Genomic DNA, 14944 nt, shown 5'->3' on the forward strand with positions numbered 1-14944 from the left:
CGACTGAAACGGCTCATATAGAATAAAAAAGATATACTTACTTATTTCTGCAAGTCATTCTCATTCACCAGCAACTTGCCCTGATATTCTCCGGTCAATGTGTGCAGGAAGGATACCATCTGTGCGACTTCCTGTTTTGACAAATCTACGCCTACCTCGTACTTAGCCATGGCAATGACGGCATCTTCCAGCGTGGCCTGTGTTCCATCATGGAAATAAGGTGCGGTCAATGCTACATTACGCAATCCGGGCACTTTAAAACGATGACGGTCTCTTTCGTCTTTTGTTTCCTTGAAACGGCCATTGTCTTCTATGGTCAGTTCCGTACCACGGTCGGCAAAGTAGTCATGCTTGATGCCGAGCAGTTCGTACGACTGTCCACCCATGTTCTCACCTACATGGCAAGTAGCACAGTTGTATTTCTTGAACAAATCATATCCGGCCAGTTCTTCAGCCGTCAGGGCTGCATTATCCCCTTTCAGGTACTTGTCGAAACGCGAGTTCGGTGTAAGCAGGGTTCTTTCAAACTCCTGAATGGCATCCGTAATGTTCGCCTGATTGAAACCGTCGGGATACACTTCCTTGAATGCCTTGCTGAAAGCTGCATCTGCATCCAGCTTCTCACAAATTTCATCAAACGACTTGCAAGCCATTTCAACCGGATTCAAAGGAGGACCGGCGGCCTGGTCAGCCAACGTAGCGGCACGTCCGTCCCAGAACTGCACGAAATTATAATGTGCGTTATATACAGAAGGAGCATTCACTCCACCAAACTGACCGCCTACTCCCTCAGAGAACTGCTTGTTGTCTACTCCACCGGTATTCAATCCGTGGCAAGACGAACAGGATACGGTATTATCGGCCGACAGACGAACGTCGTGGAACAGCAGATTTCCTAAAATCACCTTCCGCATATCCACCGGAACGGAGTCCTGAACCGGACGAATGGTCTCATTGCTCCATTGTGCATGAGCCAGCTGATTGGGATAGAAGGCTGCACGCTGTGACTTCACCCATGAAAGTGCCATCTGCTTCTCCGTATCATTCAACGAAGCTCCCCAATGCACCAGATAATACTTGGCCATAGGCATGGTGCCGTCTAATATCACTTTCTCTACTTTAGCTAAATCTACCTCGCTGATTTTCTCTCCTTTTTTCAAGGCATCCAGCATCGGAGTCATGTCAAAAGAGCGATAAGCCAGACGAGCGTCTTCCTTGACCAGCTTTCCTGCGACTGGCAGACTGGCGTAAAATGGCAACTCCGGATTGGCGGTATGACAAGCCATACATCCGCTGCTCGCAATGATTTCTTCCATTTGAGCACTACTTTCCAAACTGGCTGAAGGAGGACGGTTCACCACCCGATAGGTTGCAGCCAATACCGCAGCTACCACCAGTACCGCAAAAACGATTTTTGTTCTTTTCTTCATAAAAAACTGATTAAAGTTTAATAATTTGGTAAATATCTCACACGTTGAAAATTCTAAGAACGGTTGTATAAATGCACGCTTTGCTGTGCGGCAGGAAGATAATTTACCCCATACCAGCACATCTGGAGCGAGAGGAAAGAAACTATCAGTATCCAATACAGCGTACGCGGAGTGTTCTTACGGAACAAACGTAGATGTACGTACAGCAGATAACCTGTCCATGTAACTGCTGCCCAGGTTTCTTTCGGGTCCCAGCTCCAATAATGTCCCCAGGCCGCTTTTGCCCAAATAGCTCCGGTCAGCATGCCAACTGTCAGAAAAGCCAATCCTGCATAAACTAACTTGTCGGCGGCCTCAAGATAGTTCTCCCGGTGTTTGCAAAGTCCCATGCCAGCCAAAATGAACGCACAGCCTAACACAGAATAAGAAAACATATACACAGTGACATGAGGGACGAACCACGGACTTTGTAAAGCGGGCATGAGCGACTGGTCATGAATTTCCGGTTTCAGGATATTGATTATCACAAATACCGCGCCGACTATGGTGGAAAAAGACAATATCCAAGGATATTTCCAACGAATATAGGTCAACAAGCCGGATATGCCCATAAAAAACGAATACCATAATCTGGTCTCACCCATAGTGCGCAAGGGAGGACGCTGCAAGCTCAACCAAAATCCGGCAATAAAAACGGCAAACACCACTATGCCTGCCAAAGTCAGCCCAACAGCCCAACGACGCCATCCCTTGGAAAACAAGGCAAATACCGCACCGGCTCCCCATAAAGCAATGGCAGGCAGGGCAAACAAATAAAAATTATCCCATGTAATCATTCAAGAACGGTATTAGTTATAATCAAATCAGTCAACAAGTTCATTCACAGGTCTGCTCATCTGCTTGTCTGGTCCTGCTAAAAAGAGCAGCAACCCTCCGCACAACATCATCACAATGCCCAATAGCATGACGTATTTCAGCGGTTCACGTACAATTTGCACCACACAGTACTCCGGATTGGAAGAATGTACATCATAGGACGTCAGATAATAATCTTCTGTCCAATTTGCCGAATAAGGCCGGTTTACTTCCAGGTGTATCGGTTTTCCATCCATTGAAACTTCGGCAAAGAAACGACGTGGAGTACCATTGGCATAATGCTCTACAGTAAAATTTGTCAGTTGCAAAGGTTTCTCCAGATATACCACATTCCCCTCGGAAGTAAAAGCTTCATTATTCGGATTTTTCCGAAATACAGGGATGCGTAAGGTCTGTTCTTCTGCACTTCCAATAAACCCGGCAAAGAGTGCCAGCCACAATCCAACATGATTCAGCATAAAGCGCCACCGATTACGCCCCGGTGTGAAAAAGCGTCTTGCGGTAATCATCCCTAAGTGAGTCAGCAACCCAAACAACCCGGTTACAAAAATCCAGGAAGACATAAAATTGTAGCAGCCCAAACGAGAAAATATACCCGACTTCTCTGCAGCCTCTTGTGCAGAAAGTTGGGGAAACAAGCCTATAACCAGACATCCGGCCAGGAACCAACCTAGTGTCCAGCAGGTACATTGCGGAGAAAGCCACAAACGGACAGTGCTCGAATGACGCTTCTCCTTATAGCCATATCCTATCAATGCAATCCACAGCAAAGCTAAAATAGCATCTAATGGAAAAACAAAAAATGCAAACGGAAAATTACCCAAAACACATTGGGCCGCCACTGAAAGCAGACACAATAACACGAATAGTAAGTTAGTCTTTAGGTTCATTACTCAGTCGTTGATGAAATATATGCAAAGATAGGGAGTTTATTTAATACTGCAACAAAATTGTAAAGATAACAAATATTTTTCCCGGCAAAATCCGAAAAAAATTGTTTTCATGCCTTCGTTAATGCTCCCGATGCATTTATAGCCAATATGGTAATGACCACAAAACAATGCCGTAAATAGTGAGGAATAGTTGTTTCTCAGAAAAGAATAACCCCGCCTTTATAAGGCTGTTCAAGAATAGACATGTTGCCGGAACTGGCGGATTTTCCGTCTGCTCCGGCAACATAAAATTGATTATTTATAGATAGGTCCGTAATTTTGACATGCCCTGTAATCAGCCCCTTCCTTATCCATACCAAAGGCATTCCATGCAGCAGGACGGAAAATCTTATCGTCTTCCACATTGTGCATGCATACTGGTATGCGAAGGATAGAAGCAAGCGTAATCAAATCCTGACCTATATGTCCGTAACTGATGGCACCATGATTGGCTCCCCAGTTGTTCATTACAGAATATACATCCTTGAAGGCGGGTTTATCGCACAAACGAGGTACAAACCAAGTAGTAGGCCATGTACGGTCGGTACGTTCATCAAGCAGCTTGTGGATTTCCGAATCAATTTCTACCGTCCATCCTTCTGCAATCTGAAGAACCGGACCCAGTCCCTTAATCAGATTCAAACGGCTCATGGTTACAGGCATACCACCTTTTGACAAGAAGTTAGAAGAGAAACCACCGCCACGGAAATAATCCCGGTTAGCAGGATACCAAGTAGTGGCTTCCAGGCATTTTTCAACCTCTGCTTCTGTAATTTCCCATGACGGTTTCATGGCCGGATTACCTTCTGCATCGGTCTGCTGTCCGGTACCATCCAAGGTAGTAGCTCCTGAGTTAATCAAATGGATAATACCATTCTTAGCCAGTCCGGTCAGTTCCTTACCCGTCACACGCTTCACGGCTTCCGGACTCCAATAAGTACGTACGTCAGAGAAAATCTGTGCACGGTTAGTCAGCAAATGGCCGAAGAGCATAGCTACCCCGTTGCAAGCATCATTTTCAGTAGCCAGTACGTAAGCTTCGCGAATACCGTTCCAGTCGAAAGAAGTATTCAGCAAGGCTTCAGAGAAGTCACCGTTCGGATAGAAGTCCGTCCACTGACGCTGTCCCTGGAAGCCAGCCGCAATGGCATTGTGACCAAGTGCTTCTTCCTTGAATCCCATTTCCTTCAACTTTGGATTGCCCTTCATCAAATCGAGCATGATAATGGTCATCTTCACAATGAAATCCCAGTCGGCATCTTTTTCCGCACGGGTCTTGATCTTGGCTTCCACATTGAAATCCTTGCCTTCGTTTTTCTTGCAGTATTTTTCAGTCCAGGCCATCGCTTTGGCATATTCTTCCTTATCGTAAATTCCTTCCGTCATACGGCGGATGATTTCCGTCAAATCTACTGATTCACAGCGCATGCCCAAATATTCCTGGAAGAAATCCGGATTCACAATTGAACCGGCAATACCCATGGATACGCTACCCATAGAAAGGTAAGACTTGCCTCTCATGGTAGCCACCGCCTGAGCTGCACGGGCAAAACGCAAAATCTTTTCCGCTACATCTGCCGGAATAGTATTATCTTCAATATCCTGTACATCACGTCCGTAAATACCAAATGCCGGCAAACCTTTTTGTGCATGCCCTGCCAAAACCGCAGCAAGATATACGGCACCCGGTCTTTCCGTACCGTTAAATCCCCATACTGCTTTCGGATAATACGGATTCATATCCATTGTTTCTGCTCCATAGCACCAGCAAGAAGTGACTGTAATGGTAGCTCCTACGCCTTCACGCTCAAATTTTTCAGCACAAGCTGCGCTTTCAGCCACACGACCGATGGTAGAATCTGCAATGACGCATTCCACCGGGCTACCGTCACCATTTCTCAAATTAGAAGAAATAAGTTCTGCCACTGCCTTGGCCAGATTCATCGTCTTTTCTTCAAGACTTTCACGCACGCCACCCTGACGTCCGTCGATAGTGGGACGAATCCCAATTTTCGGGTAATTTTTCATGTTTCGATTATTTATAAAGTTAATGCTACCTATTTTCTTTTTAAACTAACCAAGTTCATCTGTGCTGACATTACAGCATAATAATATTTTAAATTCCATATTTACACTGAATTTCGAAGATGTACTTCTGTCGGCAGGAACTCTTGTATGGCTTCGCCTGTAAGAATAAAATTTGCAGCTTTCCGCCCCATTTCTTCCCAATCAATACTAAGAGCAGTAATCCCTTCGTCTATCACTTCGTATGCCGGCGTATCGTTATAAGCTATCAGTCCGAAATCCATTCCACATTTCAAACCGTTCTGTCGGCTTCGCTTAATCACATTCACCACGTCCGTCTGGCGAATAACGATGTACACCACCCCCTTTTCTACCTCTTGTATATCTTCCTCATTCACCACTTCACCTACAAAATGGTGATTGTGGCAATAAGTCTCAAAACTCTGCACGGAAGTTTGTGGATGCTTGGATTCTTGAGGAAGCTGGAATACGATTTTCCGGTAACGTTCCAAACGAGCAGTCAGTTGAGTCAGAACTTTATAAAAAGCATCATCAAAATTCTGACAGATATAGGAATGATTTCCTTTTTCAAACTTACCAAAATCAAGCAACAAAAGGCGAGAGGTAGGAATCTTATCCAACAAGGGAGAAAACTTCTCATTGTCAAAGTTCATCACCACATAATGATTATACCGCCCTATTGCTTCACGCAAAACGGTATTAAAAATATGTTCATTATATTGATGAAACCAAAGATCTACCTTGTATGAAACAGAGAGTTTCTTGACAAAGCTATTATATAAGGTATTCTTGAAAGGAGAATATTCGTCCAGCAACAAAAAAATCTTTTCCTGACGGTTGGTCACATAATACCCTTTACCGGGAGTAGAATCTATCAGTTTCCGCTCACGCAAATCCGCAAAGGCCTTAAATACGGTATCCCGCGACACATGATAGGTTTTACTCAACACATTGATGGAAGGCAGACTCGTATCGGTACGATACTTTCCTACTAGAATATCCTGTTCGATGAGATCCGACAGTTGCTTTACCTTGGTAGACTGTTGCCCGAATTTTATATCCTTTTCCATATCAATACTTTATCTGTGCTGAACTATCCTGATACAAAGAAAAGGACCTTATATAAAACCACAAAAGTATTGGCTATGTTTAAGAGCAGATTTTAGAAAAAGGCATAAAAAAAGAGACTATCACGATGATAATCTCTTTTCGTACACCCTCAGGGATTCGAACCCTGGACCCACTGATTAAGAGTCAGTTGCTCTACCAACTGAGCTAAGAGTGCATTCAAACTGTCTGGAGGTTCCTGGCGGATTCGAACCGCCGTACACGGTTTTGCAGACCGCTGACTAAGCCACTCATCCAAGGAACCAGAAGTTCTCTCTTTCTAATTTGCGAGGTTCCTGGCGGATTCGAACCGCCGTACACGGTTTTGCAGACCGCTGACTAAGCCACTCATCCAAGGAACCGATATCGCTGCACTTGTTTTCTTAAATGCGTTGCAAAGGTACAACTATTTTTTTAACCTGCAATACCTGGAGAAAGGAATTTGCATTTTTCTTCATAAAAACGACTTTTTATCCCCTTTTACCTCCTCTTATCTTTGAGTTCTCACAAAAAACATCTTTCTTTGCAGAAAATCAACTTAAATACAACAGAAATGAAAGGTATTGTTCTTGCTGGGGGTTCAGGTACCCGCCTCTATCCCATTACAAAAGGAGTTTCCAAACAACTTCTTCCCATCTTCGACAAACCCATGATTTATTATCCGATTTCTGTCCTGATGCTAGCAGGAATACGCGAAATTCTGATTATTTCTACTCCATACGATTTGCCGGGGTTCCGCAGGTTATTAGGTGATGGAAGTGATTTCGGAGTACATTTTGAATATGCAGAACAGCCTTCTCCCGACGGGCTGGCACAGGCTTTCCTCATTGGAGAAGAATTTATAGGCAACGATGCAGCCTGTCTGGTACTGGGGGACAATATTTTTCACGGAAATAGTTTTACGACCATGCTAAAAGAAGCGGTACGTACAGCTGAACAAGATGGAAAAGCTACCGTATTCGGTTACTGGGTAAGTGACCCGGAACGCTACGGAGTGGCTGAGTTCGACAAGGAAGGAAACTGCCTCTCTATCGAAGAAAAGCCACAGCATCCTAAATCAAACTATGCCGTGACGGGACTTTACTTCTATCCTAACAAAGTCGTGGAAGTAGCCAAACAAATCAAACCGTCCGCACGCGGAGAACTGGAAATCACCACAGTCAACCAACGCTTTTTGTCCGATGGCGAGCTGAAAGTGCAAACTTTAGGCAGAGGATTTGCCTGGCTGGATACCGGTACACACGATTCATTGGCTGAAGCATCCACTTACATCGAGGTCATCGAAAAACGCCAGGGTCTGAAAGTTGCCTGCCTGGAAGGCATAGCCTTGCGACAAGGATGGATTACCTCAGAAAAAATGCGTGAACTGGCACAGCCGATGCTGAAAAACCAGTACGGACAATACCTGCTAAAGGTAATTGACGAATTGGAAAGAAACAACCTGTAAATGATTTTCATCATATAAAAATGGAAGTAATAAAAACAGAGATTGAAGGAGTGGTCATCATTGAGCCTCGCCTGTTTAAAGATGAGAGAGGTTACTTTTTTGAGTCTTTTTCCCAAAGAGATTTTGACAAGCAGGTACGCACCATTCATTTTGTACAAGACAATGAAAGTAAATCCAGTTACGGAGTATTGCGTGGATTGCATTTCCAGAAACCACCCTTTGCACAAAGCAAGCTGGTAAGGGTCATTAAAGGAGCCGTACTGGATGTGGCGGTAGATATACGGAAAGGCTCTCCTACTTTCGGACAGCACGTAGCCGTAGAACTGACAGAAAACAACCACCGCCAGTTTTTCATTCCGCGCGGATTTGCTCACGGATTCAGCGTATTGAGTGACGAGGTTATTTTCCAGTACAAATGTGATAATTTCTATGCACCTCAAAGCGAGGGAGCCATTGCCTGGAATGATGCTGCACTGAAGATTGACTGGAGAATCCCCGCCGAGAAAGTCATTCTTTCTGAAAAGGACAAACACCACCCACTGCTGGAAGATGCAGAATGGTTATTTGATTACCACGAAAACTTATATAACGAATAAATCAGAAAATCTCCGGACTGTAAAAACTGCCATCCGGGGATTTTTATGCCTTCAATTCTTTTCTCAAATACTTTCCTGTGCACCCTTCTTCATACGGAGTTCATACAAATCACTCCGACGGTCACGCAGGTTTCGTACACTACCGTAAGTATGAAGTTCATTCAGCAAATCCAAATCCACATCTGATACCAGAATCATTTCCGTATTCGGAGTAGCTTCCGCACGTTTTCCGTCCGTCGGGAAGGCAAAGTCACAAGGAGTAAAGACTCCCGACTGCGCATACTGGATGTCCATATTGTGCACACGGGGAAGGTTTCCCACACTTCCGGCAATCACCACAAAACATTCGTTTTCAATGGCACGAGCCTGTGCACAGACACGCACGCGCGAGTATCCGTTCTGCGTATCGGTCAGGAACGGCACAAAGAGGATTTGCATGCCCTGATCTGCCATCAGACGGGAGAGTTCCGGGAACTCCACGTCATAACAAATCAGCACACCGATTTTAGCACAGTCGGTTTCAAAAGTCTGCACTCTTTTTCCACCGCTCAATCCCCAGCTCTTTACTTCATCGGGAGTGACATGAATCTTTTCATACATCTCGTATGTCCCGTCACGACGACAAAGGAAACCTACGTTGTAGAGTCCCCCGTCTTCCTTTACATAGGGCATACTACCGGTAATGATGTTGATGTTGTGCTTGATGGCCAGATTGATAAAACGATCCCTGATTTCTTCCGTATATTGTGCCAGCGCACGGATAGACTGAGCCTCTCCCATGTGATTGAATTTTGCCATCAGGGGAGCATTAAAATATTCAGGGAACAATACAAAATCACTCTTGTAGCCGGCAACCGCATCAATAAAGAACTCTACTTGTTCAAACACGTCGTCCAGTGTCTGGTACGAACGCATCTGCCACTGTACCAGTCCCACTCTCACCGTCGTTTTTTTATCTACATAAGAGTCTGTTGGCGGCTGATAGTAAATATTATCCCACTGAAGCAAGGTAGCGCAATGCTTGGATTCCTCGTCATTCGGAAGGTAGTTGCGCATCACCCGGCGTACGTGGAAATCATTCGAAAGCTGGAAGGTCAGTACCGGGTCGTAGATTTCGCGGGAACGCACCTTTTCGATATACTCCTTCGGACGCATCTGGTCGGCATACTTGTAATAATTGGGAATACGCCCTCCAAACATGATGGCTTTCAGATTCAACTTTTCGCACAAATCCTTGCGGTATTCATACATACGACGTGCCAGACGCAAGCCACGGTAGTCCGGATGGATGAACACTTCTATACCGTACAGAATATTCCCGTTCGGATTGTGGGTATTGAATGTTTCATTACCGGTTACTTTGGCATACGTATGGTCTCCCTTCACCATGTCATAATCCACAATGATGGAAAGTGCACATCCCACAATTTTATCATCTACAACGGTAACAATCTGTCCTTCCGGGAAAATCCGGATTAGCTTTTCTATCTGCGCATGTGTCCAGAACACATCTTTATCTGCATAAACGCGGGTAAACGACTGGGCAAGCTGGGCATAGTCTTCGATTTGCAAATTCCGAAGTTCTACCTTGTTAATCTTCTTTTGAGTCGGTTCCATGATTCAACTAAATTTGTCTTTATTTTTTCACGGCACAAAAGTAATCATTTCCTCAGGTAGGGTGTATCGCTTGTTCAGGATTATTATACTATCTTTGTGAGCAAAAATGAACTTATGAAGAAATTTAAGTTAGGACTTCTTCCACGCATCCTCATTGCCATCGCACTGGGTATTGCCGCCGGAACGATTTCACCGGAACTTCCCGTACGCGTGTTCGTGACATTCAACGCATTGTTCAGCCAGTTCCTGAATTTTATCATTCCGCTTATCATCGTGGGACTGGTTACTCCCGCCATTGCCGATATTGGGAAAGGTGCCGGGAAAATGCTGGTGGCCACTGTACTTCTGGCTTACGGGGCCACACTGTTCTCCGGTTTTCTTTCATTCGGTGTAGGAGAAACCTTCTTTCCTGACCTTATTACCCGAAATATTCCTTTATCCGAAATCAGTGAGGCCAAAGGTATTACCCCTTTCTTTACGGTAGCCATTCCGGAGCCACTCAACGTGATGACTGCCCTCGTCATGGCATTTACTGTCGGACTGGGACTGGCACATCTGGATACGAATTACCTGAAAAATGCGTGCAATGACTTCAAGGAAATCATTGTCAAAACGATACAGGTTGTCATACTGCCCCTGCTTCCGATTTACATCTTCGGAATCTTCTTCAACATGACTCACTCCGGACAAGTATTCCACGTGCTGGCTGTCTTTGTCAAAATCATCGGAATTATCTTCCTCCTGCATATTTTCCTGCTGATATTCCAATACTGCATCGCCGGAATGTTTGTGGGCAAGAATCCGTTCCGCCTGTTAGGAAGAATGATGCCGGCCTACTTTACGGCATTAGGTACACAGTCATCGGCCGCTACGATTCCCGTCACCCTGAAACAAACTATACAAAACGGAGTGAATGAAGGTATCGCCGGATTTGTCATCCCTCTGTGTGCCACCATCCATTTGTCCGGAAGTACCATGAAGATTGTGGCCTGCGCCCTGGCCTTGATGATGATGCAGGACATTCCCTACGATTTCCAGATGTTCGCCGGATTCATCTTCATGTTAGGAGTGACAATGGTAGCTGCGCCGGGCGTTCCGGGAGGTGCCATCATGGCTTCGCTCGGTATCCTGTCGTCCATGCTAGGATTCGATGAGAATGCACAGGCACTGATGATTGCTCTTTACATTGCCATGGACAGTTTCGGTACTGCTTGCAATGTAACTGGTGATGGAGCATTGGCTCTGCTCATTGACAAATGGTTCGGGAAGTCGAAGACGAATACGTCCAGTACATCCCATCAAAATTGACAGCAACCCTACTTTCTACAATTCAGCGACTTACGAAAAACAGGAAGTCGCTTTATCACATGTCCAAGGGCTATAACTGTGGTTATAACTCCTATTTTAACGTGAGTTCAATATAAGAATTAAATATAATCTATTGAGAAAAACAGGAACATAGCGATAAAAGTATTAAACTTATAGTGCTGAATTATAACATTTAACGACTACCACTATGTTCCGAAAGTCCCAAATTACAGAGATTTATTGTATGGCCGATGATTTTTGCAAGGAATTTGCATTGCAAGAGGAAAAATATATGATTGAATACAAAAAAACAGACATTGCAACAAACCCAACCACATGAGTGATGCCGAGATTATAGTTATTCTTATTCCAGCGGTTTTCGCTGCTTCAAACATTATTACAAAGAGTATTTCTGCAAACATCTGAAACACCTTTTTCCACGTCAGAGGTCTTATAACCGTTTTGTGGAACTGGAGAAAGAAGTATTGCTTTCCCTGACCATCTTCATCAAGAAGATACGATTGGAGACCTGTACCAGCATCAGTTTTGTTGACTCCTCCTTACGTGTCTTCAAAATCAAGTCAGTGATATTTTTAGTGTGTATCCACTCTTACCACCCTGAAACCGACATTGGCATAGCCTTGAGCACCGTTTCTTACATCGTCTGATTTTTCGCTGCGGCAATCGTCACGTTTGGAATCCCAACTGCCGCCTTTGATGATATACAGACCGTCTTTGTCTGTGGATGAAGTCCATTCCCAACAGTTCCCCCAAAAGTCAATTCCACCACAAGCTCCTTTGCTTTGCGCATAAGCATCTACGGCAGTCAGTCCACGTTCTACATAGCCGGAGTTCATGGAAACGTCCTTGGGCATGTGGCCTGCGGCAAGAATCCACTCTTCTTCGCTCGGCAAACGGTAAGTATGGTTGGAGTCTTTGGCTGTGAGCCAGTCGCAATAGGCTTCGGCATCCTCGATTGAGATGCCCACGGCAGGATAATTGCCTTCCCCATTATCATACACGAACTTTGTATTAAAGGCAGCGTATTCTGCATTGGTGACAGGGGTATAACCGATGTAAGCGTTTTGAACCGATGCGCCACGTAATACCATCCAAGTGTCATCCGGATTCTCATCCTTGCGAGGATCGATGAAGCGCAGGAACTGCTGCTGTATCCGTATGTCCCGGTTCTCCACCATTTCATTCACGATGCCCTGCATGTGTTCTACAATACCATAAGTCCTTGCCTCACGTTCCAATTCGCGAAGTTTGTTTTTCTTCCTTGCCACCACCTTATCATAGCGGATACCCATACGTTCCAGCAATGCCTGTTTGTTGGTTTCGGTCGGCTTCCTCCTGTATTGGATGAAGAGCTTGTGCGTCATGGCATCCATCTCTGGCTTTTCCTTTTCAACAAGCGGGGCATCCGGTTTGTCAAATTCCAACTCGCTTTCCACTAAATCGCCGGGAGTTATAAATATTCCTAATGCCACAGTCTGATGAACACCGAAGTAATCAGCTACAAGGCCATCTTTGTAAAAGGAAAGCCTGTATCCGCCGTAAAGGTCGCAAGGCAAGGTGGAGATATAATAATCCTTTCCGGGCGTGAAGCCGGATTTGTCGGAAGCCTCGAATGTGATAATGGTGCTCTCGTCCTCTATCACTTCTGCTGTTGCATCTCCTTGCGCGTTCTCCTTGATATTCGCCTTGCCTGCCAGCGGATTGCCGTCAACGCTTTCCAATTCGATTTTTGTCACTCCTGAGAGTTTGATGTTAAACATAATTCCGCAACGGATAGCGGAATTGCCTTCATATCCATCGTTTTTATCCGTCTGTACGGACGATACCATCATCATATTCTCTTTGTTGCTTTTTTGGGCGGACACAGCAGTGGCCGTCACAATGGCTATGGCCATTGCTAAAAATAACTTTTTCATACTTGAAATAAATATAAATATTAAAAACTAGAGGGTTGTCCTTACGACCCGGAAGCCGACATTGGCATAGCCTTGAGTACCATCCCTCACGACATCTGATTTCTCGCTGCGACAATCGTCACGGTCGGAATCCCAACTACCACCTTTGATGATATACAAGCCGTCCGCATCCGTTGATGAAGTCCATTCCCAGCAATTACCCCAAAAGTCAATACCGCCGCACGCTCCGGTTGTCTGACTATAAGCATCCACCGCCGTCAATCCAGATTCCACATAGCCGGAGTTCATGGAAACGTCCTTGGGCATGTGGCCTGCGGCAAGAACCCACTCTTCGTCGGTCGGGAGGCGATAGGCGTGTGCGTCATCTTGTGTTGTAAGCCAGTCGCAGTAAGCTGTGGCTCGGGCAATCGTGACGTTTACCGCCGGATAGTTTTCCGTTCCTGCTTCATAATTGAAATTAGGGTCGAAAGCGGCGTATTCGGCATTCGTCACAGGTGCATAACCAATGTAGGCATCCTGTTCAGGCGCACCGTGCAACACCAGCCAAGCGTCATTGGGGTTGTCATCAGACCGTGGGTCTATCAGTCTTAGGAACTGCTGTTCCAGCCGAATGTCACGGTTCTCCACCATCTCATCCACAATCTCTTGCATTTCTTCCACAAGGTCGGGTGTTAATGCTTCCCTTTCCAATTCGCGCAGCTTGGATTTCTTCCGTGCGACAACCTTGTCATAGCGGAGACCCATTTGTTCCATCAACGCCTGCTTGTTTTCTTCGGTGGGGTTCTGCTGGTATTGGCGCAGAAGGGCGGTGGTAGTGGCATCCAGTTCCGGACGTTCCTCTTCCACAAGCGGAGCATCAGGGTCGTCAAACTCCAACTCGCTCTCCACCAAATCATTTGGGGTGATGTAAGAGGTACGTTCCACCGTCTGATGCACACCGAAATAATCGGCGACCAGTCCGTCTTTGTAAATGGACAGCCTGTAGCCTCCGTAAAGGTCGCACGGCAAGGTGGAGATGAAATAATCCTTTCCGGGCAGGAAGCCAGACTCATCAGGGGCATTGTACATGAGGATATAATCGGTGTCGCTCGTTTCGGCAACAACCGGAAGTCCCTGTTCATTCCATTCAAATTTGGCTTTGCCGGACAAGGCATAGCCATCGACACTTTCCAGCTCCATCTTCGTTACGCCCGACATTTGGAAATTTAGTCTTATACCGCCACACACCGATCGGAAGCACAGCGAGTCGGAAAAGGCACGGGATACTGATATAGCCGCCTTACTGTCATATCCGTCATTTCCTGCTGTTTGAATGGAAGGGACAGACACGGTGACGCTTTCATTGTCGAAAGACACCATATTGCCTGCCGGATAGATGCCATACAACGGATTGCTTTCAACGAAAGAGCTTTCCATGTCACTTGAAAAGCTTGATATGTTGCCTGATTGCTGCGCTTCGGCGAAAGCCGTCTGTCCGTTTTGCAGCAACAAGATGGTATCGCCTGTGCTCCATTTTGTGTAAAGCCCGTCAATGAGGACTGCAACCCAATCGCCTGTAGTCGATGTGTGGGTGGTCTCCGTCAATTTCTCATTGCGATCCGAACAGGAAGCAATGCCAAGCAGCGACCTCAGACATACGCTAATCTTA

At 45.6% G+C, this 14944-nt stretch carries 11 protein-coding genes, 3 tRNA genes and 1 pseudogene; 4 read left to right on the top strand and 11 right to left on the bottom strand.

Going from position 1 to position 14944, the window contains the following annotated elements:
• Positions 1-41 precede the first annotated feature (41 nt).
• From ACMJ0U_RS00415 to ACMJ0U_RS00450, 8 genes are all read right to left on the bottom strand, one after another.
• Entirely contained in the window at positions 42-1430 is a 1389-nt protein-coding gene (locus ACMJ0U_RS00415; RefSeq protein WP_417127431.1) for a cytochrome c peroxidase, read from the bottom strand.
• Positions 1431-1483: 53 nt separating this feature from the next.
• Positions 1484-2266 (bottom strand): cytochrome c biogenesis protein, encoded by a 783-nt coding sequence (locus ACMJ0U_RS00420; protein WP_417127433.1) that lies wholly within the window; start codon positions 2264-2266, stop codon positions 1484-1486.
• A gap of 27 nt (positions 2267-2293) precedes the next feature.
• A complete protein-coding gene (locus ACMJ0U_RS00425) occupies positions 2294-3196 on the bottom strand; it encodes a cytochrome c biogenesis protein ResB (protein WP_417127435.1) in 903 nt (300 codons plus the stop codon).
• A gap of 297 nt (positions 3197-3493) precedes the next feature.
• On the bottom strand, positions 3494-5266 hold the full coding sequence (fucI, locus tag ACMJ0U_RS00430; RefSeq protein WP_417127437.1) for an L-fucose isomerase: 1773 nt from the start codon (positions 5264-5266) through the stop codon (positions 3494-3496).
• Between the two features lie 101 nt (positions 5267-5367).
• Positions 5368-6354, bottom strand: coding sequence for a GntR family transcriptional regulator (locus tag ACMJ0U_RS00435; protein ID WP_417127438.1), 987 nt, complete (start codon positions 6352-6354; stop codon positions 5368-5370).
• A 142-nt stretch (positions 6355-6496) separates the two neighbouring features.
• A tRNA-Lys gene (locus ACMJ0U_RS00440) sits at positions 6497-6569 on the bottom strand.
• Between the two features lie 12 nt (positions 6570-6581).
• Positions 6582-6656: transfer RNA gene (locus tag ACMJ0U_RS00445), tRNA-Cys, on the bottom strand.
• Positions 6657-6681: 25 nt separating this feature from the next.
• Positions 6682-6753 (bottom strand) — tRNA-Cys (locus ACMJ0U_RS00450).
• 191 nt (positions 6754-6944) lie between these two features.
• On the opposite strand from ACMJ0U_RS00450, the gene rfbA reads away from it, so the two are divergent.
• The gene (gene rfbA / locus ACMJ0U_RS00455; RefSeq protein ID WP_417127439.1) at positions 6945-7838 is read left to right on the top strand and encodes a glucose-1-phosphate thymidylyltransferase RfbA; all 894 of its coding nucleotides are present in this window, start codon (positions 6945-6947) and stop codon (positions 7836-7838) included.
• 20 nt (positions 7839-7858) lie between these two features.
• Entirely contained in the window at positions 7859-8434 is a 576-nt protein-coding gene (rfbC, locus tag ACMJ0U_RS00460; RefSeq protein WP_417127441.1) for a dTDP-4-dehydrorhamnose 3,5-epimerase, read from the top strand.
• Positions 8435-8497: 63 nt separating this feature from the next.
• Here rfbC and ACMJ0U_RS00465 read toward each other — a convergent pair whose 3' ends face one another.
• Positions 8498-10051 carry a GNAT family N-acetyltransferase gene (locus ACMJ0U_RS00465; RefSeq protein ID WP_417127443.1) on the bottom strand — a complete coding sequence of 518 codons (1554 nt, stop codon included), beginning with the start codon at positions 10049-10051 and terminating at the stop codon, positions 8498-8500.
• 114 nt (positions 10052-10165) lie between these two features.
• Here ACMJ0U_RS00465 and ACMJ0U_RS00470 point away from each other — a divergent pair, with 114 nt between their 5' ends.
• Together ACMJ0U_RS00470 and ACMJ0U_RS00475 are read left to right on the top strand one after the other, a co-directional pair.
• Entirely contained in the window at positions 10166-11359 is a 1194-nt protein-coding gene (locus ACMJ0U_RS00470) for a dicarboxylate/amino acid:cation symporter (protein ID WP_417127445.1), read from the top strand.
• A 208-nt stretch (positions 11360-11567) separates the two neighbouring features.
• Positions 11568-11919 (top strand): annotated as a pseudogene (locus ACMJ0U_RS00475) (IS982 family transposase); the annotation flags it as partial.
• A 33-nt stretch (positions 11920-11952) separates the two neighbouring features.
• Here ACMJ0U_RS00475 and ACMJ0U_RS00480 read toward each other — a convergent pair.
• Positions 11953-13296: a formylglycine-generating enzyme family protein gene (locus tag ACMJ0U_RS00480; RefSeq protein WP_417127446.1), complete on the bottom strand. Its 1344-nt coding sequence runs from the start codon at positions 13294-13296 to the stop codon at positions 11953-11955.
• 27 nt (positions 13297-13323) lie between these two features.
• Positions 13324-14712 carry a formylglycine-generating enzyme family protein gene (locus ACMJ0U_RS00485; RefSeq protein WP_417127448.1) on the bottom strand — a complete coding sequence of 463 codons (1389 nt, stop codon included), beginning with the start codon at positions 14710-14712 and terminating at the stop codon, positions 13324-13326.
• Positions 14713-14944: the final 232 nt, after the last annotated feature.

The sequence above is a fragment of the Phocaeicola sp. genome (assembly GCF_048170425.1).
Lineage (GTDB): Bacteria > Bacteroidota > Bacteroidia > Bacteroidales > Bacteroidaceae > Phocaeicola.